Genomic DNA, 22668 nt, shown 5'->3' on the forward strand with positions numbered 1-22668 from the left:
AGGCGCCGACACGGGGAGGGCAGCCACAGTGACCAGCACTGACGCCACGACACCGGGGCGTAGGGGGCGGATGCCCAGCCGCGGCCAGATGGTGACGATGGCTACGGTGGCCGCGCTCGTGGCGGGTCTCGGGCTCACCGTTCGCGGCCTCGGCGCCGCCGACGACGCGCTGGCCAGCTTCGACGCCGCGTCCTGGGTGTGGAGCAAGGGGGCCGGCGAGCTGGCCCGGCTCAACGGGGTGAGCGCCCGCATCGACACCCGGGCCGACGTGCCACAGGCGCTACGGCATCAGGTGCAGGTCAGTCAGAGCGACCGATTCGTGCTGCTGCGTGACGTCAACACCGGCTCCATCGCCTCGATGGACCTCACCGACCTGCGGGTCTTCTGGAACGCGCCGTCCCAGCCGGGCATCGGGGTGAGCGTCGCCCTGCACGGCGACGACGCGTTCGTGGTGGATGCGGTGCAGGGCAAGGTTCAGCAGGTCGACCCGGCGAGCGTGCAGCCGGTGGGGGAGCCGTTGCAGTTCCCGCCGGGCATCAGCGGTGGCGTCTTCGACGGCGCGGGCCGACTATGGATCGCCGTGCCCAGCGAGGGCACCGTGACCGCGATCCAGGCCGCTGAGGCCGGGGCGTCGCGGCTGCGCACCGATCCGGTCGCCGCGCCCAGCCACGACCTCGCGGTCACCGCTCTGGACAAGGGCATCGCGGTGCTCGACCGGACGACGAACGCGCTGGTCCGGGTGGACGAGAAGGGCGCGGGCCAGCCGACCACGCTGCCGCTGAGCTCGCCGGGTGAGCTGCCGCCGCGCTCCGAGGGCGACGTGATCGCGGTGACCGTGCCGGACGAGCGGCGCGTCTACACCGTCACCGCCACCGGCGTGCGTGACGTCACCATCCCCGATGCGGGGGGCGAGCTTCGGCCGGCGGTCACCTACGACGGCTATCTGTATGTGCCGGAGAACGACGGCACGGTGCACGTCTTCGACGCCGAGGGCCGGCAGAAGCAGCCGATCGACATCGACCGGCCCGGCGGTGACCTGGAGCTGGAGGTGCGGGAGAACCGGCTGTTCATCAACGCGCCGGGCTCCTCGACCGCGCGGGTCGTCGACGACAACCACGAGGTCCACAGCGTCGACAAGTATGACGACAACGTCCTCGGTGGGGATCCGCCGCCGGTCAAGGCGCCGCCCGCCCCGCCAAAACAGGAGAAGCCGAAGAAGCCGCAGGCCGACAAGCCGGGCGCCCCGCGCAGTGTGCGGGCCGCGGCCGGGAACGCCGAGGTCCGGGTCTCCTGGCAGTCGGCGCCGGACAACGGCGCCGCGATCGGCAAGTACGTGGTGGCCGGCGCGGGCCGCACCTTCCAGGTCGGCGCCGACCAGCGGTCACTGGTGGTCGACGGGCTGACCAACGGCGAGAAATACCGGTTCGAGGTGCACGCGGTCAACCGCAAGGGTGACGGGCCGGGCCGCAGCAGCAACGAGGTCATGCCGACGGCCGAGGTCCCGGACCCGGCGGGCACGCCGGTGGCCGAGGCGAAACCGGACGGGACGATCGCGCTCACCTGGCCGGCCGCGAACGGGCAGGGCCACGACATCGCGCGGTACGCGGTGACGGCCGTGACCGAGGGCGGCACCTCCCCGATCGGTGAGGCGACCGGCACCGAGCTGACCATCGCCGCCAACCAGGTCGAGTTCGGCAAGGCGTATGCGTTCACGGTCGTCGCGATCAACGACATCGGCGCCGGGTCGAAGGCGTCGGCGGTCAGCAACAGCGTCGTTCCGTTCGCCGCCCCGGGCGCCCCGGAGAACCTGGCGGCGGCGACCGTCGCCGGGCAGGCCGGTGCGGTCTCCGTGACGTGGACGGCGCCGCCGGACAACGGGCGGCCGATCACGAAGTACGTGGTGAAGTCCGGCGACAAGGAGACCGAGGTCACCGCGACCGCGACCACTCTCACCGGGCTCGGCAACGGCGCGACGGTGCAGGTCACGGTGACGGCTGTCAACGAGGCCGGTCCCGGGACGGCGGCGACCGCGACGGCGCGCACCGTGGCGGCTCCCACGGTGACCGTCACCGGGGTGGACCCGACCTACAACACGGCGAAGGTGACGTTCACGGTCAACAACGGGGGTGGCACGACCACGTGCACGCTCGCCGTGTCCGGCGGCGGCAAGGGCTCCACCGGCAGCTGTTCGTCGCTGAACGCGACCGGGCTGAAGCCGAGCACGAGCTACACGTTCACGGTCACCGCCAAGAACGCGGCCGGCACCGTCTCCAAGCCGACGGCTAAGGCGACCGACGCCCTCTACGGCACCGCCACCTGTATCAACGGTGACGACGGCGACCAGAAGACGTACTGCAACAAAGACGTCGACGGTCGTAACGGCAACGAGATCTTCAAGGTCACCCGGCAGGACGACGGTCAGCAGGCCGGCTGGGTGAAGAACGGCACGAGGCTGAAGACGTATTGCAAGAAGACCGGTGAAGAGGTCTTCGCGTTCGTCTACAACAAGAACAAGAAGAGCACGTGGTGGATCCAGGTGGATTACGAGGGCAAGACGTACATCCCGTGGGCGTGGCTGAACCTCGACGGCGGGGACGACCTGGCGGACCTGTCGACGTGCTGACTCCCGCCCACATCCAGGGTTTCGCCGACGTGGCCGGCGAGCTCGCCGCCCGCATCGGCACCGTCGTGCTCGGCAAGCCCGAGGTCGTCCGGCTGACGCTGACCGCCATGTTCGCCCAGGGGCACGTGCTGCTCGAGGACGTGCCCGGAGTCGGCAAGACCACCCTGGCCCGCGCGTTGGCGGCGTCCATCCGCGGGCAGTGGCGGCGCATCCAGTTCACTCCCGACCTGCTGCCCTCCGACGTGTCCGGGGTGACCGTCTTCAACCAGGCCAACCGCGGGTTCGAGTTCCATCCGGGGCCGGTCTTCGCCAACCTGGTGATCGCCGACGAGATCAACCGGGCGTCGCCGAAGACCCAGTCGGCGCTGCTCGAGGTGATGGAGGAACGCCGCGTCACCGTGGACGGCGTGCCGCACCCGGTGCCGCAGCCGTTCCTCGTCGTCGCCACCCAGAACCCGGTCGAGATGGACGGCACCTACCGTCTGCCCGAGGCGCAGCTCGACCGCTTCCTGGTCAAACTGTCCGTCGGCTATCCGTCCGAGGACGTCGAGATCGAGGTGCTGCGCGGTGCGGCGGTCCGGTCACCGGACACCCTCGAACCGGTCACCGACACCGCCATGATCGGCGAGATGACACGGATGGTCGCGGCCGTTCACATCGCCGATCCCCTCTACGCGTACGCCGTGCGCCTGGCCGCCGCCACCCGCAACCACCCGCAGGTCCGTGTCGGGGTCAGCCCCCGCGGCGTGATCGCGCTGACCCGGGCCGTCTCGGCGTACGCGCTGATCAACGGCCGTGGCTACGTCCTGCCGGAGGACTTCAAGGACCTGGTCGAGCCGGTCTTCGCCCACCGCGTGCTGCTCTCCGCCGACGCTCAGCTCCGTGGCGTGACCCCGGCCGAGGTCCTCGCCGACGCGCTGCGCTCGGTGCCCGTCCCGCTGCCCGACCAGCACGTCCCGGCCTGATCCGGTGCGCCGCCCCGCCACCACACGTTCCGGGCTCACCGGCCGCGGTATCGGCCTGATCGCCGCGGCGGTCCTGCTCCTCGGCGGCGGTTTCCGGTACGGGTATCCGGATCTGGCGCTGCTCGGAGCGGCCGCGGGCATCGCGGTTCTCGCCGCGGTGGTGTTCGCGTTGTGGCGGCCGCGTCTCGGCGTCACTCGCGTGGCCGATCCGGATCGGGTCGCCCGTGGCGAGCCGGCGAACGTCACGCTCACGATCAGCAACACCAGCCGGATGCGGGCGGCCACCCTGGTCGCCACCGACCGGTGCGGTTCGGCCTCGGTCGAGGTGCCGCTGCTGCGGTTGCGGGCCGGCCACGACACCGTCGAGAGCTATCCGGTGCCCACCCACCGGCGCGGGCTCGTGCCGATCGGGCCGCTGCACGTCACCCGTCGTGACCCGCTCGGGCTGATCACCCTGGCCCGCGGCTACGGCGAGACGATCGTCGTGCGGGTCCACCCGAAGGTGCATCCGCTGCGTGCCACCCCGGCCGGGCTCACCCGTAGTCTGGACGGCAACGTCGACAAGGTGCCCCACGGGTCGGTCGCCTTCGACACGCTGCGTGAATACGTGCCGGGTGACGAGCTGCGGCGGGTGCACTGGCGCAGCAGCGCCAAAGTGGGCGAGCTGATGGTGCGCGAGCAGCTCGACACCGCGGAGCCGACGATCGTGGTGCTCCTCGACGACCGGGCCGCCGCCCATCACGGCGACAGCTTCGAGGACGCCTGTGAGGCCGCCGCGTCGATCGTGGTCGCGGCCGTCCGTGAGGATCTGCCGGTCAGCCTGCACCTCGTCGGGGGCAGCGCGACCGGGCCGCACCTCGACGTGCTCACCGAGGCGGCACTCGGCGACGGGGATCTCGCGGCCACCCTGCGCCGGCTGCGTGCGCAGAAGATCGGGGACACTCTGATCTTCCTGACCGGGCCCGGTGGGCGTGACGACCTCGGCGCCGTCAGTGGGCTGCGTAGCGCGTACCCCATCGCTCTCGCCGGGATCCTCGGCGACCGTGACTCGTCGCCGGCTGCGGCCACCGACCGCCTGCTGGTGATCGAGGCCGCCGACGGCGCCGAGTTCGCCGCCGCGTGGGACGGGATGCGCGGATGGTGACCCTGGACTCGTTGCCCGGTCACCGCACCGGCGGGGGTGCGTCATGGGCGTGACCGCATCGGTGCGCCGGGCCGTCGTCCCGGTGGCGCTCGCCGGGATGCTGGTGCTGGCCGGGGCCGTTCTCGGGCGCATCTACGCGGACGATCTGATGTTCCGGCTCGCGGCGGGCGCGGCGGCCGGGTCGGTCGGCGCCGGGGTCGCGATGCGGCGCCTGCCGTCGTGGGCCGTCGCGCCGATCTCCACCGTGCTCCTCGGCGGCTATCTGACGCTCGCCCTGCACCTCGCCGCCGGGCCCGCCGGACTGTCCGTCACGGTGGCCCGCGACGCCCTCGGCAACGGGATCCCACGCCTGCTCACCGCCATGATCCCGGTCGAGACCGCACCGGACACCGTGGTCGTCGCGGTCGCCGCGATCTGGATCGCCGGGCTCGCCGCCACCGAGGTCGCGGTGCGCAGCGGGCGGGTGCTGCTCGGCTGCGTGCCACCGGTGGCGGTGTATGCCGCGGCGCTCTACGTCGTCGGGCCCAACGCGTCGGCGGCGACCACGTTCACGCTGGCCCTCGCCGGGCTGGTGGTGGCCGCTCTCGCCGCGGCCTCCGGAACCGGTGCGGGCACGCCCGCGGTCGTGCGGGCGCGGGCGGTGGGTGGCGCCGTCGCCGGCCTGGTGGTGCTGCTCGCCGTGATCGCGGCGGCCGGACCATGGATCGGCGGTCGCGTCACCACGACACCGGTCGACCCTCGGCGGTACGTGCAGCCGCCCCGCGTGGACAGCCTGGACGAGAGCCCGCTGAACCGGATCTCCGGATGGGCCCTCGATCCGAGACAGCCGCTCCTGGAGTTCCACCCCGGCGACCCCGCAGCCGTCCCCACACCGGCCCCCTCGGCTTCCGCGTCGGGAAGACCCGCACCGGGGAAATCCGCGCCGGCGGGACCCGCCGCATCGGTGCCGAGCGTGCGGCTGCGCCTCGCGGTCCTCTCCGACTACGACGGGGTCACCTGGAAGGTCGGCGGCGTCTACCGCAACGCCGGCCGGGTGCTGCCGTCGCCCGATGTGCCCGCCGGAACCCGCGTCACCGAGGCCCAGCAGCAGATCACCATCACCGGGCTGACCGGGCGGCTGCTTCCGGCCGTGCCCACGCCGACACGGATCACCGGGGCACGGGTCGCCTTCGACGCGGCCAGCGGCACCCTGATCCGGCCCGAGGGACTCGCCGAAGGACTGCACTACACGGCCGTGTCCCAGGTGCAGAACCCGGATCTCAACCAGCTGCCGATCGCCAACGTGCCGTCCGGTGACGCGGTCCAGCGCTTTCTGGCGATCACCGCCGACACCCCCGACCAGGTGGAGAAACTCGCCGAGCATCTCTCCGAGGGCAACGGCGCGCCGTACGACCGGGCCGTCGCCATCGAGACGTTCCTCGCCGAGCACTACCAGCACGTCGCCGACGCCCCCAGCGGGCACGCCTATCCCAACCTGCGGCACTTCCTGTTCGGCCGGCGGGACATCGGCGGGCAGAAGGGCACGTCGGAGCAGTTCGCGGCGGCCTACGCGGTGCTCGCCCGGCTGACCGGCCTGCCCAGCCGGGTCGTCGTCGGCTTCACCGCGCCCGCCGCCGGTGGCGCGGTCACCGGCGGGGACGCGCTCGCCTGGCCGGAGGTCTACTTCGACGGGCTCGGCTGGGTGGCGTTCGACCCGATGCCCAAGACCGATGAGGTGCGCCCGGTCGAGGAGGACTTCACCCCGCCCACACCGAGCCCGCCGCCGTCGCAGTCCGAGCCGCCACCACCCACCGCCACCGACTCGGAGTCGGCGGCGGCGCAGATCGCGGCGCCACCCGCGCAGGCCGGGCCGTCGGCGGTGGTCGTCGCCTCGGGCACGTCCGGTGGGGTGCTGCTGCTGCTCCTCGGAGTGGCGGGGGCCGTGGCCGGGATGCGGGGTGGCCAGCGCAGACGACGGCTCACCGCCGGGAGCCCGGGGCAGCGGATCACGGGGGCGTGGCTGGAGTTCACCGACGCGTTGCGGCTGGCCGGGCGGCCGGTTCCGGCGCACCTGTCGGCGACCGAGGCGGTACGCCACGCGGCCGTCCTGCCACGGCCGGTGCAGCGTGCCGGCCTGCTGCGACGGGCGGTTCCGGCGGACACGCCGGCCGAGGACGAGGCGCCGCTGCCGGGGCTGGACGGGCTGGTGGACGCCGTCAACACGGCCGGGTTCGCGCCGGAGGCCGCCGATGCGGGGCAGGCGCAGCGGGCGGGGGACGAGGTGGTCGCCTACGCGGCGGCGCTACGGGAGCGGCGGTCGTGGTGGCGGCGGCTGTGGTGGTCCGTGCACCCGGGGCCGTTGCGGTGGAACCGGCGACCCGGCGCCGACCCACGACGCTGAGACCCGCGGCCGGCCGCGGCGATCAGGGCAGGGCGGCGGGCGTGATGCGGGCCTGGCCGAGCTCCGGCCCGACCGCCAGACGGGCTCCGGGTTTGCGGCCGCGTCCCCATCCGATCTCCCGTCGGTAGCTGCCGAGCATCCCGGACGCGGCCAGGTGGGCCTCGTCCCGCAGCGGCGAGTCCTCGGGTGCCGGATGGGTGAGCGGCGCCACGAACAGCGCGTCGGCCGGGCAGTGCGCCTCGCACATGAAGCAGGTCTGGCAGTCACCCTGGCGGGCGATCACCGGGATCCCGCCGGGCCCGGGGTCGAAGACGTTGGTGGGGCAGACCGCGATGCACACGTCGCAGGTGACGCAGCGTGACCCGGAGACCAGCTCGATCATCAGGCGGCCACCAGGTCACGGCCGGTGACGGCCTCGGGCCGGGTCCAGGGCTGGTCCAGGCCACCGACGGCGATGCGGTGGTACTGGTTCGGGTCCAGGTCCGGATACTCCTCGCGACGGGCCATACCCCGGCTCTCGGTACGGGCGATCGCGCTCGTGTACATCCACCGTGCGTGCGCGACCATGGCCGCCGCCTGCCGCAGTCCCGGAAGGTCGCCGCCGTGCGCGATCGCCCCGCCGCTCAGTCCCGCCCACACCGCGTCGAGGTGCGCGAGCGCCGGCCGTAGCCGCGACCCGTGGCGCAGATAGTTCTTGTCGTAGGGGTGCACCTGACGGCGGATCACGTCGAGCGCCTCGTCCCGCCCGGCGTGCGGTGTCCCGCCGGCCGGACGGATCCCCACCCGGCCGACCCCGGTGAGCTTTCGCCGCGCCGCCGAGGTCCCGAGCCCGCCGGCGAACGCCGCCGCCCCGCGCCCCGCGAACGTCCCCGACGACATCGCCCACGCCGAGTTGTGGCTGCCCCCGCCGGTGAACGCGCCACAGACCAGCTCGCGGGTGGCGGCGTCGCCGGCCGCGTACAGCCCCGGAACGGTGGTGGCGCAGTCGTCGGCGATGATCCGGATGCCGCCGGTGCCGCGGACCGTGCCTTCGAGCAGCAGCGTGACCGGGAACAGGTCGGTGAACGGGTCGACGCCGAGCCGGTCGAACGGCAGGAAGAAGTTCGGCTGCCCGAGCCGCATCTGCGCCTGCTGCTCCGGGGTGGCCTGGTCGATGCGGCACAGCACGGTCCCACTGCGCAGCAGCTCGCGGGCGATCAGCGTCCGGCCGCCCTGGCTGCCGGCGCCTTCCAGCGGCGTGCCGTCACCGTGGAAGAACGTCGCGAAGTTGTAGTACGCCGTCTTGGTCACGCTCGTGAACGCGGGCGCGATGCCGTACGCGTTGGAGAACTCCATGCCGGACATCTCGGCGCCCGCCTCGGCGGCGAACAGCGCGCCGTCCCCGGTCGCCACGTCACAGCCGAGCGCCTTGCTCAGGAACGCGCACCCGCCGGTCGCGAGCACCACCGCCCCGGCCCGTACCCGGTAGTCGGTGCCGTGCTGGCGCCGGTGCCCGCGGACCCCGGCGACCGTGCCGGTACCGTCGACGAGCAACTCGGTGACCGGACTGTGGTCGAGGATCCGCACTCCGGCCCGCTTGATCCACGAGCGCATCCGGCGCATGTACTCCGGACCCTGCACACCCCGCTTGTGCGGTGTGCCGTCGACGATCGGGAACGGGTAGCGGGCCTCGGCTTCGAGACGGTTCATGTTCTCGTACGTCTGGTCCAGCACCCTGGCCATCCATCGCCGGTCCTGCAGGAATCCGCCGAGCGCCTCCCGGCTGGCCATCGCCTTCTCCCGCTCGGCCGGGTCGGGCTGCACATACCAGACTCCGGTGCCGCCGGCCGCGGTCGGGCCGCTGGTCCCGCAGTATCCCTTGTCGAGCAGGATCACGTCGGCGCCGGACTCGGCGGCGGTCAGCGCGGCCCAGGTCCCGGCGGGCCCGCCGCCGACCACGACCACATCGGCGGTCAGGTCGAGAGGGACGAGGTCATATGAGGGCATGCCCTCAGCGTTAACCCTCAAATCCTATCTGTCAACTGGGGTATCAGAGAGCGGGAAGCTGCCGCGCGGCCGAAATCGCTCACCTCGAAGTCGCGGATCGTCACCGAGCCGCCCGCGCCCCGGGACGTCAGCGCGCTGTGCGCCCAAGACGGCCGGAGTCGCCGCCGGCAACAGGTGCGCCCGGAATATCGCGCCCGGGCCGGGGATTGGCAGGGACATGACCGACTCATCGTTCGACCCTCGTCAATTGATAGCGGACAGCAGGATCGGTGTGCTGGCCACGATCAAGGCCAACGGGTTGCCGCAGCTCTCCCCGGTGACACCGTGGTATGACCGGACCACCGAGACCATCTACGTGTCGATCACCGCGAACCGCGCGAAGACCGCCAACCTGCGCCGTGACCCGCGCGCCGCCTTCGAGGTGACGAGCCCCGACGGCTGGGCCTGGGCGACGGCGGAGGGCTCGGTGACGCTGATCGGCCCGGGCGACGACCCGGACGGCCCCGAGGTGCAGGCGCTGGTCGACTACTACCGGGCCGCGGCCGGGGAGCACCCCGACTGGGCCGAGTACCGGCAGGTGATGGTCGACGACCGGCGGGTCCTCATGGCGCTGAAGGTCGAGCACGTCTACGGCACCAAGTTGCGCTGACGATGCGAGAATCGCAGGCGTGCGGCTGGAGATCGAGGAAACCTCGGCGCTCACCTTCGACGACGGCACGCCGGTGCGGGCCGCTTCGGCGATCGCCCCGTTCGGTGACGGATGGCTGGTGGCCCAGGACGACGCCACCCACGCGGCCTGGCTGAGGCCCGTGTCCGGTGTGAGGCCGGGCCCCGGCGACCGGCCGGAGTCGATCACCCCGGTCCGGGTGATCGACCCGGTCGACGGGTGGGAGACCTTCAGTTCCGCCGCCGGCACCAAGCACCTCAAACCCGACTTCGAGGCGGCGTGCCCGATGCCCGGCGGCGAGGTCCTGCTGCTGGGCTCGGGCTCCTCGCCGGCCCGGATGCGCGCCTCGCTGGTCGGCGCCGGGGGCTTCACGGTCGCCGACCTGCGCCCGCTCTACCTGGCCGTGGCCGCTGCGCTCGGCCTGCACGAGGAGCAGCTCAACCTGGAGGGCGCCTGCCTGGCCGGCGGCCGGCTGCGCTGGTTCCAGCGCGCCAACCTGAAGGCCGGCGCGGCGACGGCATCGGCCGACATCGAGGTCTCCGCGCTGCTCGCGGCGGTGCGGGGCGAGGCTCACCCCGACACCGTCACGATCCATGGGGTACGCCGCTACGACCTCGGAACAGTCCGGGGAGTGGCACTGGCCGTGACCGACGCGGTCACGCTCGCCGACGGCCGGGTGCTGGTCAGCGCCGCCGCCGAGGACACGCCGAACGCGATCGACGACGGCCCCGTGGTGGCGTCCGGTCTGGCTCTGCTCGGGGCGGACGGCGAGCCACCGGCCTTCGCCGAGATCCCCGGCGCGGAGAAGGTGGAGGGGCTGGCGCTGCGGGAGACGACCGCCGACGGCGCCCGGCTGCTGGCCGTGATCGACGCCGACGACCACGAGATCCCGTCCCGCCGCCTCGCCCTCCGGTTGTACCGGTAAATGCGTTGCCCGCCGGCCGAATCGCGCTGAAGAATGGCGATCGGCCCCGGCGGTTGCAGAAGAAAGCGCGTAAGCAGCGGGCGCACAGGCGATCAAACCAGGCTTGTCCGCTGTCATCATCCGCGACCGATCCTTCCCATCGGAACCGCTACGGGGCCTCCCTTTCTTTCGGTATGAACGCATGTGAAAAACGTAATGAGGTGTACCCGATGACCGACGAGGTGATCGTTCGCAGCGGTTTCCGTGGCCTGCGCTATGTCGACGGCCGATTCGATCAGGTGCTGGAGCCGGGCCGCTACGAGCTGCCGCGGCGCCGCCTGCTGGGCGGCCGGGTGGCGACGGTCGACGTCGTCCAGGTCGACCTGCGCGAGCGTGAGCTCAACATCAAGGGCCAGGAGATCCTGACCGCCGACAAGGTGGCCGTCCGGGTCAACATCATCACGCACTTCCGGGTCACCGATCCGGTGGCCGCCGTCGAGCGCGTGTCCGACTACAGCGATCGTGTCTACAGCGATGTGCAGCTCGCCGCCCGCCGCTCGCTCGCGTCGATGAACCTGGAGGCCATCCTCACCAACCGCAACCAGCTCTCCGAGGACATCCTGCGGGACGTCGAGGGCGTGTCGGCGGGCTACGGCGTGCAGATCATCCGTGCCGACGTGAAGGACCTGGTGTTCCCGGGCAACCTGCAGGACGTGATGAACCGGGTGCTGACCGCCCAGCGGCTGGCCGAGGCGCAGATGGTCGAGGCCCGTACCAAAGCCGACCGGGAGCTGCTGGAGGCGACCTCCCGCGCCGACGCCGCACGTCTCGCGGCCGAGGCGGACGCCGAGGCCAAGCGCATCCGTGCCGACGCCGAGGTCGACGCGCTGCGCCGGCTCGCCGAGGCGGCCGAGGCGTACGCACAGCACCCGGCCCTGCTGCGGCTGCGTGAGCTGGAGACCCTGGGCGCGCTGGGCGCCAACGCGTCGGCCCGCCTGTACATCGGCTTCGACAAGCACGTGAACGAGTAGCAGGCAAGAGAACGACCAGGAAACCTCATCCGGGCGATGGCGCGGCCGATCTGACTGGTCGCGCCATTACCGGCGCCCGGACAGCGGAGGCCGACCCCGTGAGCGCCGACCACCCGGATGTGGGCAGCATGAGCCTGACCGACGATCCACCCCTGGCCGTCGTCATCGATCTCGACGACACCCTGTTCCCGCAGAGCAGTCATCTCTACGGCGCGGCTCGTGCCGTGGGACGCGCCGGTATGGCGGCCGGACTCGACCCGGTCCGGCTGAGCCGTGCGCTGCGCCGTCAGCTCCTGACCGGCTCGGACCGGGGCGGCACCATCGATCGCGCGCTGGCGGCCTACGGCATCGCCCCCGATCTCGCCGCCGACCTGATCCCGGCGCTGGTCGATGCGTTCACCGGCTACCGCCCGCGCCGCCTGCCCCGCTATCCGGGCGCGTGGGACGCGCTGCGGGCGATCAGCTCCCGCTATCCGGTGGCGTGCCTGACCGACGGCAACCCGGCGATCCAGCGGGCGAAACTGGCTGCCACCGGCCTGGCCGAAGCCTTCACCACGATCGTCATCACCGACGAGCTGGGCGGCCGCACGCTGCGCAAACCACACCCCGAGGGCCTGCGGCAGGCCGCCGAGACGCTGGGTGTCCGCCCGTCCGACCTGGTGATGATCGGTGACCGCCCGGCCAGGGACATGGCGGTGGCGGCAGCCTTGGGCGCACGCTCCATCCGGGTCCGCACCGGCGAATACGCGGACGTCCCCGACGGTCCGGCCCCCACCGCCGACGTCCCCGACCTCGCCTCGGCCGCGGCCCTCCTCGGCGTCTGACGAGCACCGAGGACCCACGCGCAAGCACCGAGGGCCCGTCTCCGGGCGACGACTGCGGGACCGTTTCTGATCAGCGGGGCAGCGAAGCGGCCTCCAGTCCGATCAGGGACGCGTGGCCCGTACCTCATCGGGTTGCAGGTCCAGAAGGGACGCGGCCAGGTCTCGCGCCGGCGACAGCGAGGCGGCTTCCAGGTCGCGGAAGAGGCTCTGCGCCCGCACCGCGGGCCAGCCGGGCGGCAGATGCTCGACCGGCAGCCGCGGATCGCGCCGGATGGCGCCGAGCCACTCGGCGACGAGGCTGAGCCGGGCCGCGAGCGGATCATCGAACGGCGGCCGGCCCTCCCACCGGGCGAGGAACGCGTGATAGCGCCCCGCGAGCTCCTCGAGGTCGTAGGCGTCGCGCACCATCGCGCCGACGTCGGTGAGCTCGGCCGCCCGGGCGTGGAACACCCGCGCGTGGGCGGCCAGTCCCAGCCCGGTGACGATCGACTGGGCCGGCACCCGGCCCGGCGCGATCCACAGCCCGCCCTGCAACGGCCCGAACCCCGACCATGCCAGCTGGACCCGCAGATCGTGGCGTTGCCGCTGCCACGACTCGGGAAGCGAGAAGCAGAGCAGCGTCCACGTCCCGTCCCAGTCGTCGTTGACGGCACCGGTCTCCCAGATCCGGGACCGGCCGTCGTGGAGGATCGCCGCGGCCCGGCCGGTGAGGCCGAAGTACATCTTGCGGCCGTGCCGCTGCCGGCGCAGAAGTCCGCGATTGACCATGCGGGCCAGTGTGGAGCGGGTCGCGTGGGAGGAGACGCCGAGCCGGCCGAGGACGTCGATGGCGCTGCCGGAGAACACGCACACGTCCCGGTCCAGCACGAAGTCACCGAGCAGCATGAGCAGCAGGGTCGAGGGATTCGGCGGCATGCGCTAGATGTTAGGCACATTCTTGACGGCCGTTGAAGACAGAGCCTAACTTCGATGAACCTCAGCGAGGAGGTTCCTCATGCGCAGAACCGGGCCGCTCCTGCTGGCCCTCACCCTGGCCCTGACCGCCTGCGGCAACGAGACAGCCGACGGCGACGACCCGATCCGGGTCGGGCAGATCGTCTCGCTCACCGGTAACTACTCGCCGCTCGGCACCGAGAACCAGAAGTCCGTGGCCCTGGCCGTCGACAAGATCAACGCCGCCGGAGGGATCGGGGGCCGGCGCATCGAACTGTCCGTCCGCGACGACAAGAGCCTTCCCGACCAGGCCGTTCTGGCGTTCAACGAGCTGAAGGACGACTCCGACGCCATCATCGGGTCGCCGTTCAGCAACTCGGCGCTCGCCACCATCCCGCTGGTGGACCGGGAGGAGATCCCCTATGTCTCCCTCACCCCGGCCGACGAGCAGGTCAACCCCATCCATCCGTACGTCTTCGTCGTCCCCGCCCTGTCCGGCACCTACGCCGAGGCCGCCCTGCAGTACCTCCAGTCGGCGAAGCTGACCAGGATCGCCGTCGCCTACGACACCAAGAGCAGCTACGCGGTCGCCGGCTTCAAGGGCATGCAGGCCAAGGCCGCTCAGTACGGCGTGACCCTCGACCCGGTCGAGGAGTTCCAGACCACGGCCACCGAGTTCAGCGCGATCTTCACGCACGTCCGCTCGTCGGGCGCGCAGGCGCTGATGCTGTGGGGGACCGGCGCCCCGGCCGTCGCGATCACCAAGGGCTACGCCGCGTCCGGCCTGACCATTCCGCTGGTGCTGACCGGCTCGCAGGCCAGCAAGCTGTTCCTGGACCCGGCCGGCCCGGCCGCCGAGGGCGCGATCATCGCGAGCTCGGTCGGTGTGGTCGGCGAGCACCTGCCGGCCGGTCCGCTGAAGACCGCCGTCGACGAGCTGACCACCTCGTTCACCACCAAGTACGGATACCCGCCACCGCAGTTCGCCCAGGACGGCTGGAGTGGCGTCCACCTGCTGGCCGCCGCGATCGAGAAGGCCGGCGGCCCCGACCGCAAGAAGATCCGTGACGCCCTGGAGGGCCTGACCCTGACCACCCCGAACGGCGCCTACGCCTATTCGGCGACCGACCACTCCGGCCTGACCACCGACTTCATCGCGGTCAACAGGATCGAGGGCGGCAAGTTCGTGCCCACCGACTTCACCAAGGGCCGATTCAAGTGACCGTGGAGCTGGCCGTCGACGGTGTCTCCCGCGCGTTCGGTGGCGTCTACGCCGTCCGCGACGTGAGCCTGACGGTCCCCGCCGGCGAGCTGAGGGCTGTCATCGGCCCGAACGGCGCCGGCAAATCCACCCTGTTCGCCCTGATCGGCGGCCAGCTGGCGGTCGATTCCGGCACCGTGGCGCTCGACGGCATGCGCGTCGAGCGCCGCCCCGCCCACCGGCGGCACATCGGCGTCGTCTTCCAGTCGGCCCGCGTCTTCCACGGCATGACCGTCCAGGAGAACGTCATGGTCGGCGCGCACGCCATCACCCGGGCCGGTTTCCTCGCCGCCGCGCTGCGGCTGCCACGGCATCACCGCGACGAACGCCGCATCCACGAACGCGCCATGACCTGCCTCGACCGGGTCGGCATCGCCGACTGGGCGGACCGTCCCGCCGAGGAGCTGCCGCTCGGTCGCCAGCGGTCGCTGCAACTGGCCCGCGCGCTCTGCGGCGAGCCCCGCCTGCTGCTGCTCGACGAGCCGGCCTCCGGCCTCCGCGCCGCCGAACGCGAGCACCTCGCCGATCTGATCACCCGCCTGCGCGCCGAGGGCCTCACGATCCTGCTGGTGGAGCACGACGTCGCGTTCGTCATGCGCCTCGCCGACCGGATCACCGTCCTGGACCTCGGCCGCGTCATCGCCGACGGCACCCCCGCCGAGGTCCGGGCAAACCCCAAGGTCAAATCCGCATATCTGGGAGTACGCCCGAACGAGCCCCACCCCGACGCAAAAGGCGTCGTCGCGTGACCGGTGCCGTCGAAATCCGCAACCTGACCGTCCGGTATGCCGGCGCCACCGCTCTGGACGACGTGAGCCTGACCGTGCCGCCCCACGGGCTGACCGCCCTGATCGGGGCCAACGGGGCGGGCAAGTCCACCCTGGTCAAAGCCCTGTGCGGCCTGATCCGCCCGGACCGCGGCACGATCACCGTGGGCGGTCGGATCGCCCACGTCCCCGAGGGCCGCGAGATGTTCGGGGACATGACCGTCGACGACAACCTGCGTCTCGGCGCCTGGCGCAGCCGCCGCCGCGACACCGCCGCCGTGTACGACCTGTTTCCCGATCTGACCGCCCTCCGCGCCCGCCGGGCCGGAAACCTCTCCGGCGGCCAGCAGCAGATGGTCGCGATCGGCCGTGCCCTGATGGCCGACCCCGACATCCTCGTCATCGACGAGCTGAGCCTCGGCCTGGCCCCATGATCGTCACATCGCTGGTCGACCACCTCGTGCACCTGCACACCACACGGGACCTGTCGGTGCTGCTCATCGAACAGAACGCCCGCCTGGCCCTGGACCTGTGCCACCACGCCTACGTCCTGGAGTCCGGCCGGATCGCCCTGCAGGGCCCGGCCGGCATCCTGGCCCGCGACCCCCGCGTGACCGCCGCCTACCTGGGCGGCCACGTGGAGGTGACCCCATGAGTGACCTGATCGGATACCTGCTGACCGGGCTCGGCATCGGAGCCGGGTTCGCGCTCGTCGGCAGCGGCCTGGTCGCCATCCACCGGGTTACCCGGGTCGTCAACTTCGCGCAGGGCGGGTTCGCGGTCCTCGCCGCCCTGCTCACCTCCACCCTGCTCGGCGCGGGGCTCCCGCACGGCGTGGCCGAGCTCGGCGGCGTGGCCCTGGGCGCGCTCGCCGGCCTGGTCGTCGGCGTCATCGCGATCGGCCGCCCCGGCACCAGCCCCGGCACCTCGTTGATCATCACTCTCGGGCTCGGCGTCCTGGCGTACGCCGTCGAGGTCCTGATCTGGGGCGACCAGCCCCGCTCCTTCCGGGCGTGCCCGGGGTCGCCGAGGTCGGAGGCGCCCGCGTTCCCGCCCACTACCTGCTGATCCTCGCCGTGACCGCCGTGGTCTTCGCGCTGATGGCGTGGTTCTTCGCCCGCACCGACCCGGGCCGTGCGCTGACCGCGTGCGCCTCCAACCGCTACGCCGCGCAGGTCGTCGGCATCGACGTGCGCCGGATGGGCCTGCTCGCGTTCACTCTCGGCGGTGCGCTCGGTGGCCTGGCCGGCGTCCTCACCACCCCGGTCCAGCAGGTCACCTTCGACAGCGACGTCACCCTGATCGTCAACGGGTTCGCCGCGGCGATCCTCGGCGGCCTGTCCCGCCCGATGGTCACCCTGGCCGGCGGTCTGCTGCTCGGCGTCACCCAGACCGTCGTCGCGGGTTACGGCGGCGGCGCGTACCAGATGGAGGTCGCCCTGGTGCTGATGCTCACCGTCATGATCGTCCAGGCCGCCCGCACCGGCCCGGTCCCGGAGCCGGCCCGATGAGCCGGCCCCAGGAGCCGGCCCCGGTGAGCGAGCCCCCAGGATCCGGCCGGGTGAGCGAGCCTTCCGGCGCCGGCCGGGTGAGCGAGTCCTCCGGCGCCGGCTCGGAGAGCCAGCCTTCCGGCGCCGGCTCGGTCATCGAGCCGGCCGGCTCGCGGGGAGTGGGATCCCTCGCGATGCCGGGACGCGGTGGCGCGAGGAGCCGGTGGCTGCTCGCCGGGGTCGCCGTGGTCACGCTGGCGCTGCCGCCGCTCCTGCCGGAGCGCCATCTCGCGACGTTCGTGCTGCTCCTGCTGGCCGCCACGGTCACCGTCGGCGTCTCGCTGCTGATGGGGTACGCCGGACAGGTCTCGCTGGGACAGGCGTCCTTCTACGCGATCGGCGCGTACGCGGCGGCGCTGCCCGCGGTCCACGGCCTGCCCACGCTGCTCGGCCTGGCCCTGGCCCCGGTGGCGGCGGCCGTCGCGGCGGTGCTGCTCGGCGCCCCGCTGCTGCGGCTGCGCGGACACCACCTGGCGTTCGCGACGCTGGCCGTCCAGTTGATCCTGCTGTCGCTGCTGGCCCAGGCCGACTGGGCGGGCGGCGCCATCGGGCTCCAGGCCATCCCACGGCTCACGATCCTCGGTGTCGAGCTCCGCGATGTCGGATACGCGTACACCGCCTGGCTGGTCCTGGCCGCCGCCCTGCTGATCGCGCGCAACGTCGTCGACTCCCGCCCCGGCCGCGCCCTCCGCGCCGCCGCGACCAGCGAGACCGCGGCCGCCGCCAGCGGTGTGGCGGTCGGCCGGCACCGCCTCGCCGTCTTCACCCTGTCCGCCGCGATGGCCGGCCTCGCCGGTGGCGTCTACGCCTTCTACCTGGGCTATCTCTCCCCGGGCTCGTTTCCGGTCCTGCTCTCCATCGAGTTCGTGGTGATGGCCGTGGTCGGCGGCCTGGCCACGATCGCCGGCCCGGTCGTGGGCGCCACCGTGATCGTCCTGCTGGTCCAGCTCCTGAACACTCTCGGCACCCGACCGGGCATGCCGGACTACGCCCCGAGCGTCCTCTCCTACGCCGTCTACGCCGTGCTCCTGATCGTCTGCGTCCTCTACCTGCCCCGAGGCCTCGCTCCCGCCCTCCGCCTCACCAGCGGTGACGGCCGGCGGGCGCCTCACCAGCGGTGACGGTGGGCGGGCGCCTCATCGGCGGTGACGGCCGGCCAGCGGCTCGCCGCGGATGAGGACCTCGACGTACGCGCCGAGCTCGTGCTGGACCGCGTACGCCAGATCGAGCAGCCGCCGGTCGAGGCGGGCATCCTCGGCCCGGGTCTCGTCGGTCTCGGGCTCTCCGCGGACCACATGACCCGACGCGGCCTCCTGGTCGTCCAGCCAGGCCTCCAGCCGACGGGCCAGGGCCGGGGACAGGCCGAGGCCGGCCGGCGGCAGGCAGACGACCGCGTCGATGCCCGGTGAGCGGTCGACCAGGGCCGACTCGTAGCAGTGGTCCCACTCCAGCGAGATCACCGTCGGCCGTGGCACGGGCTCAGCCGGCGAGGACCTGGCGCAGGGTGGCGGCGAACGGGACCGGGTCGCCGTGCTGGCCGTACTCGCCGCCCAGGAAACCGGCGTGGTTGCTCGGGAAGACGGTGGGGGACAGGCCCAGCCGCTCGGCGACTCCCCGGCCGCTGCGGTGGGCCAGCTCGTCCTCCGACTCGGCGCCGACCCCGACGACGATCCGGGTCGGTGCGGCACGCAGGGCGTCGAAGTCGGGCTCGAACAGGCAGCACGTCACCAGGTTCTGGCCGAGCAGCCCGTCGTCGCGGGCGCCGTCGTCCTCGGCGGGCAGGCCGAACGCGGCCGGGTCGGGGCCGGGCTCGTCGGCGAACCCGGGTGGGACCGGGCCCTTCAACGAGACGATCTGGATGAACTTCACCATCGCCGGACCGAGGCCGACCCGCTCGTACAGCGCACGGATGCCCAGCACGGCGGCCTCCGCCTCCTTGTGGTCGGGCGTGAACCGGACCGCCGGCGGCTCGTGGGCGACCAGCGTGCGCACCAGGCCGGGATGGGTGGCGACCAGGGCCAGCGCGTTGACCGCCCCGCCGCTGCTGGCGAACAGGTCGACCGGCCCGCCCACCGCCTCGATCACCCGGCGGACGTCGTCGGCGTGCTGCCCGGGCGTGGTCTCCGGGGCCGGGTCGGTGCGCTCGCTGCGGCCGATGCCCCGCGGGTCGTAGGTGATCACGGTCCGGTCGGCGAGGTGGCCGGCCAGAGTGACGAAACCAGTGGCGTCCATCGGTGAGCCGATCAGCATCAGCGGCGCCTCGGTGGACGGCGCCGACGCCGGGCGCACGTCGTAGGTGACGACGGCCCCGGGAACGTCCAGGGTGCGGGTCTCCGGCTGGGTCATGAACCACCCTAACCCGGTGCGCGGGGCCCGGTGGGCCCCGCGCGGTCTCAGCTCTCGGCGGGCCGGGTGGCGGGCCAGCTCAGCACGTCGTCGGGGATGGTGGTACGCCGCAGCGCACGCTCGTCCCGGCCGGGGATCCCGCGGCCGTGCGCCACCACGAGACGGGCCAGCTCGATCGCCCCGTGCGCCTGGAAGTGCGTGTTGTCCTGCACGCCGTCCGGGTAGTTCGGCGACTCGCCGGCGGCCAGCCACAGGAACTCGTCCTTGGTGGCCTCCGGGCCGAGCGCGCTCCACCGCTCGAACGACAGCGCTGTCAGATCGATCAGCGGAGTCCGGGTCTCGGCAGCCAGGGCCCGCATCGCGTCGGGGTATTCACCGTGCGACGCATAGGCCGTGCCGTCCGCGGTGAACCGCCGCCGCTCGACCGGCGTGACCAGGATCGGCCGGGCCCGGGCGGCACGTGCCCCGTCCAGGTAGAGCCGCAGGTAATCCTGGAAGGTGGTCCACGGGAGAGTGCCGCGGGCCGGGTCGGTGGTCTTCTCGTCGTTGTGGCCGAACGACACGAGGAGCACGTCGCCGGGCCGGATCGCGGCGAGGATCCGGTCGAGGCGGCCCAGGTCGGCGAAGCTCTTGGAGCTGGCCCCGGACAGCGCCTCGTTGACCACCCGCACGTGGTGGCGCAGGAAGACGTGCAGGGCCTGTCCCCAGCCGGCCCGGGGATGGTCGGCGACCGCGTAGGTGGCGGCGGTCGAGTCCCCGGCGACGAAGACGGTGGGCCGGCGCCCGCCGGCGAGGGCGGGCTCGGTGACGGCCAGGGCTCCGGCGATCGCCCCGCCGGCGGTCGCGCGGAGCAACGTTCTCCGTTGAATCTGCATGACGACACATTGAATCAAGCAACATCGATGTAGGCAAGCGCTTTCCTGCTGGTGGAATGCGATCCGTCAGACGTCGTCCAAAGAGAGCCGCGAGGGGATCGAATCATGTAACACGAACGATGTAGGTTACGGTCGCCGAGAACGAGTCAGAGGAGTGGTAAACGTGACGACATCCGTGGAACGGGCACGGCCCACGGAGGACGCGGGGGCGTCGTTCACCGCACGCGAGCGATGGGTGCTACTGGTCGCCAGCGCATGGCTCGTCATCGGGCTGCAGCTCGATGCGTATGCGCACGCCACCACACCCGAGCTGGAGACGTTCTGGACCCCGTGGCACGGCGTCCTCTACTCCGGCATCGCCGCCTCCGGGTTCACCCTGCTCTGGATCATGCGGTCGAGGCTGCCCGGCATCCCGACCTACCGCTCCGTGCTCGCCCTGCCCAACGCTCTGCGGCTGCCCCTGGCCGGCATGGCGTTCCTGCTGGTCGGCGGCGGTGTCGACACGCTGTGGCACAACATCTGGGGCATCGAGCGCGACATGGAGATCTTCGTCAGCCCCAGCCACGAGTTCATCATCCTGGGCATGGCCCTGGTCGCGATGGGCCCGACGCTGATGCTCGCCGCCGTCCCCGGTGAGCGCCTCGGCGTGAGCGGCGGCTTCCTGGTCGGCGTCTCCACCCTGTTCGCCGTGCTGCCGGTGCACATCTACTCGCTGCACGCCTCGTCGATCGGCTTCCGTCACCTGGGCAGCGGCAACGAGGAGATCCCGATCTTCTCGCCGGACGCCCAGCTCGTCCACGGCTACATCGTCAGCACGATCCTGCTGCTCCTGCCGTTCATCGTGATCGGCCGCCGCTGGCCTCTGCCGCTCGGCCTGCCGTCCGTCCTCGTCGCGATCATCGCCGTGCTCATGCACCTGATGTTCGACTCCCGCGACGACTGGTGGCCGGCCCTGACCCTGGCCGCCGTCTCCTTCGCCATCGAGGCCGTCTGGCGCCTGGTCACCCCGCTGCTGAAGCTGCCCGCCAACGGCCGCTGGGTCCTCTTCGGACTGCTCACCCCGCCCGTCGCCTGGGGCACGGTGCTGCTGGTCGGCAAGATCCAGACGGGCAGCACTGGCTTCAACATCCACATGACCTCCGGCCTGCTGACCCTGACCGCCCTGACCGGCGTCGCCACCGTGCTCGTCGCCCGCAGCGTCCAGCACCTCCCCAGGTGACCCGTCTCCTCCCGCGCCGCCCTACCCCGGCCGCCGGCCGCCCTACCCCGGCCGCCGGCCGCCCCACGCCGATCGCCGGCCGCCCCACGCCGGTCGGTCGCCGTTCCGCCCCGGCGGGCGGCGGTTCCGCGCTGGCCGGCCTCTGCTTCGCCGGGGCCCGCCTCCGTTTCGTCCTGGAGGGTCGTCGCCTCCTCCGGGTCGGCGGGCGGGCCGTTCGGCTGCTGTCGCTGCTCGTCGTCGTCGCCGGGGCGCTCGCCGTCACCGGTGGGCCGGCGGCGGCGCACGCCGGAGGCCTGACGGCCACCGACGCACGGGGGCGGGTGGTGGCGGTGACTCCGGCGGTTCCCGGTCTGGAGATCACCGCGATCGAGGACGGCGCCCGGTTGCGGTTGCGCAACGGCACATCGGGTCCGGTGACGATCAAACCCGGTGGGGGTACGCCCACACCCGCCGTGATCCCGCCGGGCGGCGAGCTGACCTGGATCGACGAACGTGCCACCCCTGACGGCCGGTCGATCGCCGCCGGTGAGACCGTCCCGTGGACGATCCCCCTGGACGTCGGCGGAACGGACGTGGCCGTCACCGGCACCCTGATCGGCGAGCAACGCCCGCCCGCGGCGCTGTGGTGGGCGGCCGCCGCCGTCACCGGCCTGCTGATCGTCACGGCCGCCCGACGGGTCCGGCGGGCCGACCTGCTCCTGGCCGCCGCCGGAGCGATCGCGGCCGCCGCCTCGGTAGCGCACGTCATCGGCTCCACCCTGGCCGTCGAGTCCGCCCCGCCAGTGGGCACGTTTCTCAGCGCCGCCGGCATCAACCTGCTCGCGTGGCCGCTGATCGCCGGGGGAGCGGTGACCGCCTTCCGCGGCCGGGCGGCCGGTGTCCTCGCCGTCTGCGGCGGAGCGGCCCTCACCGCCGTCTTCGTACTGCCCGACGTCACGTCGTTCCACCGGGCGGTCCTCCCGTTCGAGGGTCCGGCCGTCCTCGAGCGCATCCTGGTCGTCCTGGCCCTCGGCCTGGGCGCGGGCGTGGCGGTGGCCGGCGCCGGAGTTCTCCGTGACCTGGCACAGAAGGCGACGGCCGCCGGTGACGGCGCTCGGGAGCAGCCGCCCACGGCCGGTGCGGCATGACGCTCCCGGCGCTGCGGGAGGGGTGGTTGCGGTGGGGGACGGCCGACGGCGTACCCCCTCGTGGGT

Annotated in this window: 23 protein-coding genes; 17 read left to right on the plus strand and 6 right to left on the minus strand. The window is 72.6% G+C overall.

The genetic code is table 11. The features are described from left to right. Positions 1 to 70 precede the first annotated feature (70 nt). The 4 genes from ACQPZW_RS11595 to ACQPZW_RS11610 are packed head-to-tail and all read left to right on the plus strand — an operon-like array spanning position 71 to position 7112. Positions 71 to 2623 carry a fibronectin type III domain-containing protein gene (locus ACQPZW_RS11595; RefSeq protein ID WP_433797510.1) on the plus strand — a complete coding sequence of 851 codons (2553 nt, stop codon included), beginning with the start codon at positions 71 to 73 and terminating at the stop codon, positions 2621 to 2623. Further along, positions 2617 to 3588, plus strand: coding sequence for an AAA family ATPase (locus ACQPZW_RS11600; RefSeq protein WP_433794851.1), 972 nt, complete (start codon positions 2617 to 2619; stop codon positions 3586 to 3588). The genes ACQPZW_RS11595 and ACQPZW_RS11600 overlap by 7 nt, the downstream gene beginning before the upstream one ends. Before the next feature lie 4 nt (positions 3589 to 3592). Next, positions 3593 to 4732: a DUF58 domain-containing protein gene (locus ACQPZW_RS11605; protein WP_433794852.1), complete on the plus strand. Its 1140-nt coding sequence runs from the start codon at positions 3593 to 3595 to the stop codon at positions 4730 to 4732. Between the two features lie 43 nt (positions 4733 to 4775). Further along, a complete protein-coding gene (locus ACQPZW_RS11610; protein ID WP_433794853.1) occupies positions 4776 to 7112 on the plus strand; it encodes a DUF3488 and transglutaminase-like domain-containing protein in 2337 nt (778 codons plus the stop codon). A 22-nt stretch (positions 7113 to 7134) separates the two neighbouring features. On the opposite strand, the gene ACQPZW_RS11615 is transcribed toward ACQPZW_RS11610, so the two are convergent. After that, positions 7135 to 7494: a 4Fe-4S dicluster domain-containing protein gene (locus tag ACQPZW_RS11615; protein ID WP_433794854.1), complete on the minus strand. Its 360-nt coding sequence runs from the start codon at positions 7492 to 7494 to the stop codon at positions 7135 to 7137. Further along, positions 7494 to 9098, minus strand: coding sequence for an FAD-dependent oxidoreductase (locus ACQPZW_RS11620; RefSeq protein WP_433794855.1), 1605 nt, complete (start codon positions 9096 to 9098; stop codon positions 7494 to 7496). The genes ACQPZW_RS11615 and ACQPZW_RS11620 overlap by 1 nt, the downstream gene beginning before the upstream one ends. A 217-nt stretch (positions 9099 to 9315) precedes the next feature. On the opposite strand from ACQPZW_RS11620, the gene ACQPZW_RS11625 reads away from it, so the two are divergent. The 4 genes from ACQPZW_RS11625 to ACQPZW_RS11640 all read left to right on the plus strand — a co-directional run bounded on the left by ACQPZW_RS11625 (position 9316) and on the right by ACQPZW_RS11640 (position 12524). After that, on the plus strand, positions 9316 to 9747 hold the full coding sequence (locus ACQPZW_RS11625; RefSeq protein WP_433794856.1) for a PPOX class F420-dependent oxidoreductase: 432 nt from the start codon (positions 9316 to 9318) through the stop codon (positions 9745 to 9747). A 19-nt stretch (positions 9748 to 9766) separates the two neighbouring features. Continuing rightward, positions 9767 to 10690: a DUF6910 family protein gene (locus tag ACQPZW_RS11630; RefSeq protein ID WP_433794857.1), complete on the plus strand. Its 924-nt coding sequence runs from the start codon at positions 9767 to 9769 to the stop codon at positions 10688 to 10690. 209 nt (positions 10691 to 10899) lie between these two features. After that, on the plus strand, positions 10900 to 11700 hold the full coding sequence (locus tag ACQPZW_RS11635; protein WP_433794858.1) for a slipin family protein: 801 nt from the start codon (positions 10900 to 10902) through the stop codon (positions 11698 to 11700). Between the two features lie 98 nt (positions 11701 to 11798). After that, complete coding sequence (locus ACQPZW_RS11640; protein ID WP_433794859.1) at positions 11799 to 12524, plus strand: HAD family hydrolase; 726 nt, start codon at positions 11799 to 11801, stop codon at positions 12522 to 12524. A gap of 102 nt (positions 12525 to 12626) precedes the next feature. Here ACQPZW_RS11640 and ACQPZW_RS11645 read toward each other — a convergent pair whose 3' ends face one another. Further along, positions 12627 to 13439, minus strand: a complete 813-nt coding sequence (locus ACQPZW_RS11645; RefSeq protein WP_433794860.1) for a PaaX family transcriptional regulator — start codon at positions 13437 to 13439, stop codon at positions 12627 to 12629. A gap of 79 nt (positions 13440 to 13518) precedes the next feature. Between ACQPZW_RS11645 and ACQPZW_RS11650 the strand changes: the two genes are divergently transcribed. Genes ACQPZW_RS11650 through ACQPZW_RS11680 form a run of 7 tightly spaced genes read left to right on the plus strand, consistent with a single transcriptional unit; the run spans position 13519 to position 18156 of the window. Further along, positions 13519 to 14679, plus strand: coding sequence for an ABC transporter substrate-binding protein (locus ACQPZW_RS11650; protein WP_433794861.1), 1161 nt, complete (start codon positions 13519 to 13521; stop codon positions 14677 to 14679). Further along, positions 14676 to 15467 (plus strand): ABC transporter ATP-binding protein, encoded by a 792-nt coding sequence (locus ACQPZW_RS11655; RefSeq protein ID WP_433794862.1) that lies wholly within the window; start codon positions 14676 to 14678, stop codon positions 15465 to 15467. Before ACQPZW_RS11650 ends, ACQPZW_RS11655 begins: the two co-directional genes overlap by 4 nt. Beyond that, positions 15464 to 15919 (plus strand): ABC transporter ATP-binding protein, encoded by a 456-nt coding sequence (locus tag ACQPZW_RS11660; RefSeq protein ID WP_433794863.1) that lies wholly within the window; start codon positions 15464 to 15466, stop codon positions 15917 to 15919. The genes ACQPZW_RS11655 and ACQPZW_RS11660 overlap by 4 nt, the downstream gene beginning before the upstream one ends. Then, entirely contained in the window at positions 15916 to 16140 is a 225-nt protein-coding gene (locus ACQPZW_RS11665) for a hypothetical protein (RefSeq protein WP_433794864.1), read from the plus strand. Before ACQPZW_RS11660 ends, ACQPZW_RS11665 begins: the two co-directional genes overlap by 4 nt. After that, on the plus strand, positions 16137 to 16553 hold the full coding sequence (locus ACQPZW_RS11670) for a hypothetical protein (protein ID WP_433794865.1): 417 nt from the start codon (positions 16137 to 16139) through the stop codon (positions 16551 to 16553). Before ACQPZW_RS11665 ends, ACQPZW_RS11670 begins: the two co-directional genes overlap by 4 nt. Then, positions 16499 to 16996: a branched-chain amino acid ABC transporter permease gene (locus ACQPZW_RS11675; protein WP_433794866.1), complete on the plus strand. Its 498-nt coding sequence runs from the start codon at positions 16499 to 16501 to the stop codon at positions 16994 to 16996. Before ACQPZW_RS11670 ends, ACQPZW_RS11675 begins: the two co-directional genes overlap by 55 nt. 50 nt (positions 16997 to 17046) lie before the next feature. Then, positions 17047 to 18156 carry a branched-chain amino acid ABC transporter permease gene (locus ACQPZW_RS11680; protein ID WP_433794867.1) on the plus strand — a complete coding sequence of 370 codons (1110 nt, stop codon included), beginning with the start codon at positions 17047 to 17049 and terminating at the stop codon, positions 18154 to 18156. A gap of 15 nt (positions 18157 to 18171) precedes the next feature. On the opposite strand, the gene ACQPZW_RS11685 is transcribed toward ACQPZW_RS11680, so the two are convergent. From ACQPZW_RS11685 to ACQPZW_RS11695, 3 genes are read right to left on the minus strand one after another with little or no spacing between them, the layout of a single operon-like run. Then, positions 18172 to 18510, minus strand: coding sequence for a hypothetical protein (locus ACQPZW_RS11685; RefSeq protein ID WP_433794868.1), 339 nt, complete (start codon positions 18508 to 18510; stop codon positions 18172 to 18174). Positions 18511 to 18514: 4 nt separating this feature from the next. Then, the gene (locus ACQPZW_RS11690; protein ID WP_433794869.1) at positions 18515 to 19381 is read right to left on the minus strand and encodes an alpha/beta fold hydrolase; all 867 of its coding nucleotides are present in this window, start codon (positions 19379 to 19381) and stop codon (positions 18515 to 18517) included. A 47-nt stretch (positions 19382 to 19428) separates the two neighbouring features. Further along, positions 19429 to 20256, minus strand: a complete 828-nt coding sequence (locus tag ACQPZW_RS11695) for a rhamnogalacturonan acetylesterase (RefSeq protein ID WP_433794870.1) — start codon at positions 20254 to 20256, stop codon at positions 19429 to 19431. Between the two features lie 163 nt (positions 20257 to 20419). Here ACQPZW_RS11695 and ACQPZW_RS11700 point away from each other — a divergent pair, with 163 nt between their 5' ends. Together ACQPZW_RS11700 and ACQPZW_RS11705 are read left to right on the plus strand one after the other, a co-directional pair. Then, positions 20420 to 21475 (plus strand): hypothetical protein, encoded by a 1056-nt coding sequence (locus ACQPZW_RS11700; protein ID WP_433794871.1) that lies wholly within the window; start codon positions 20420 to 20422, stop codon positions 21473 to 21475. Further along, the gene (locus ACQPZW_RS11705; protein ID WP_433794872.1) at positions 21472 to 22602 is read left to right on the plus strand and encodes a hypothetical protein; all 1131 of its coding nucleotides are present in this window, start codon (positions 21472 to 21474) and stop codon (positions 22600 to 22602) included. The genes ACQPZW_RS11700 and ACQPZW_RS11705 overlap by 4 nt, the downstream gene beginning before the upstream one ends. Positions 22603 to 22668 lie beyond the last annotated feature (66 nt).

This window comes from Actinoplanes sp. CA-252034 (genome assembly GCF_050956125.1).
GTDB lineage: Bacteria > Actinomycetota > Actinomycetes > Mycobacteriales > Micromonosporaceae > Actinoplanes.

What these genes read in the sequence shown, in the direction of transcription:
- ACQPZW_RS11695 (WP_433794870.1), bottom strand. Translation starts at nt 20,256, where the DNA reads ATGCAGATTCAACGGAGAACGTTGCTCCGCGCGACCGCCGGCGGGGCG.
- ACQPZW_RS11665 (WP_433794864.1), top strand. Translation starts at nt 15,916, where the DNA reads ATGATCGTCACATCGCTGGTCGACCACCTCGTGCACCTGCACACCACA.
- ACQPZW_RS11690 (WP_433794869.1), bottom strand. Translation starts at nt 19,381, where the DNA reads ATGACCCAGCCGGAGACCCGCACCCTGGACGTTCCCGGGGCCGTCGTC.
- ACQPZW_RS11620 (WP_433794855.1), bottom strand. Translation starts at nt 9,098, where the DNA reads ATGCCCTCATATGACCTCGTCCCTCTCGACCTGACCGCCGATGTGGTC.
- ACQPZW_RS11645 (WP_433794860.1), bottom strand. Translation starts at nt 13,439, where the DNA reads ATGCCGCCGAATCCCTCGACCCTGCTGCTCATGCTGCTCGGTGACTTC.
- ACQPZW_RS11635 (WP_433794858.1), top strand. Translation starts at nt 10,900, where the DNA reads ATGACCGACGAGGTGATCGTTCGCAGCGGTTTCCGTGGCCTGCGCTAT.
- ACQPZW_RS11615 (WP_433794854.1), bottom strand. Translation starts at nt 7,494, where the DNA reads ATGATCGAGCTGGTCTCCGGGTCACGCTGCGTCACCTGCGACGTGTGC.
- ACQPZW_RS11670 (WP_433794865.1), top strand. Translation starts at nt 16,137, where the DNA reads ATGAGTGACCTGATCGGATACCTGCTGACCGGGCTCGGCATCGGAGCC.
- ACQPZW_RS11610 (WP_433794853.1), top strand. Translation starts at nt 4,776, where the DNA reads ATGGGCGTGACCGCATCGGTGCGCCGGGCCGTCGTCCCGGTGGCGCTC.
- ACQPZW_RS11625 (WP_433794856.1), top strand. Translation starts at nt 9,316, where the DNA reads ATGACCGACTCATCGTTCGACCCTCGTCAATTGATAGCGGACAGCAGG.
- ACQPZW_RS11650 (WP_433794861.1), top strand. Translation starts at nt 13,519, where the DNA reads ATGCGCAGAACCGGGCCGCTCCTGCTGGCCCTCACCCTGGCCCTGACC.
- ACQPZW_RS11595 (WP_433797510.1), top strand. Translation starts at nt 71, where the DNA reads ATGCCCAGCCGCGGCCAGATGGTGACGATGGCTACGGTGGCCGCGCTC.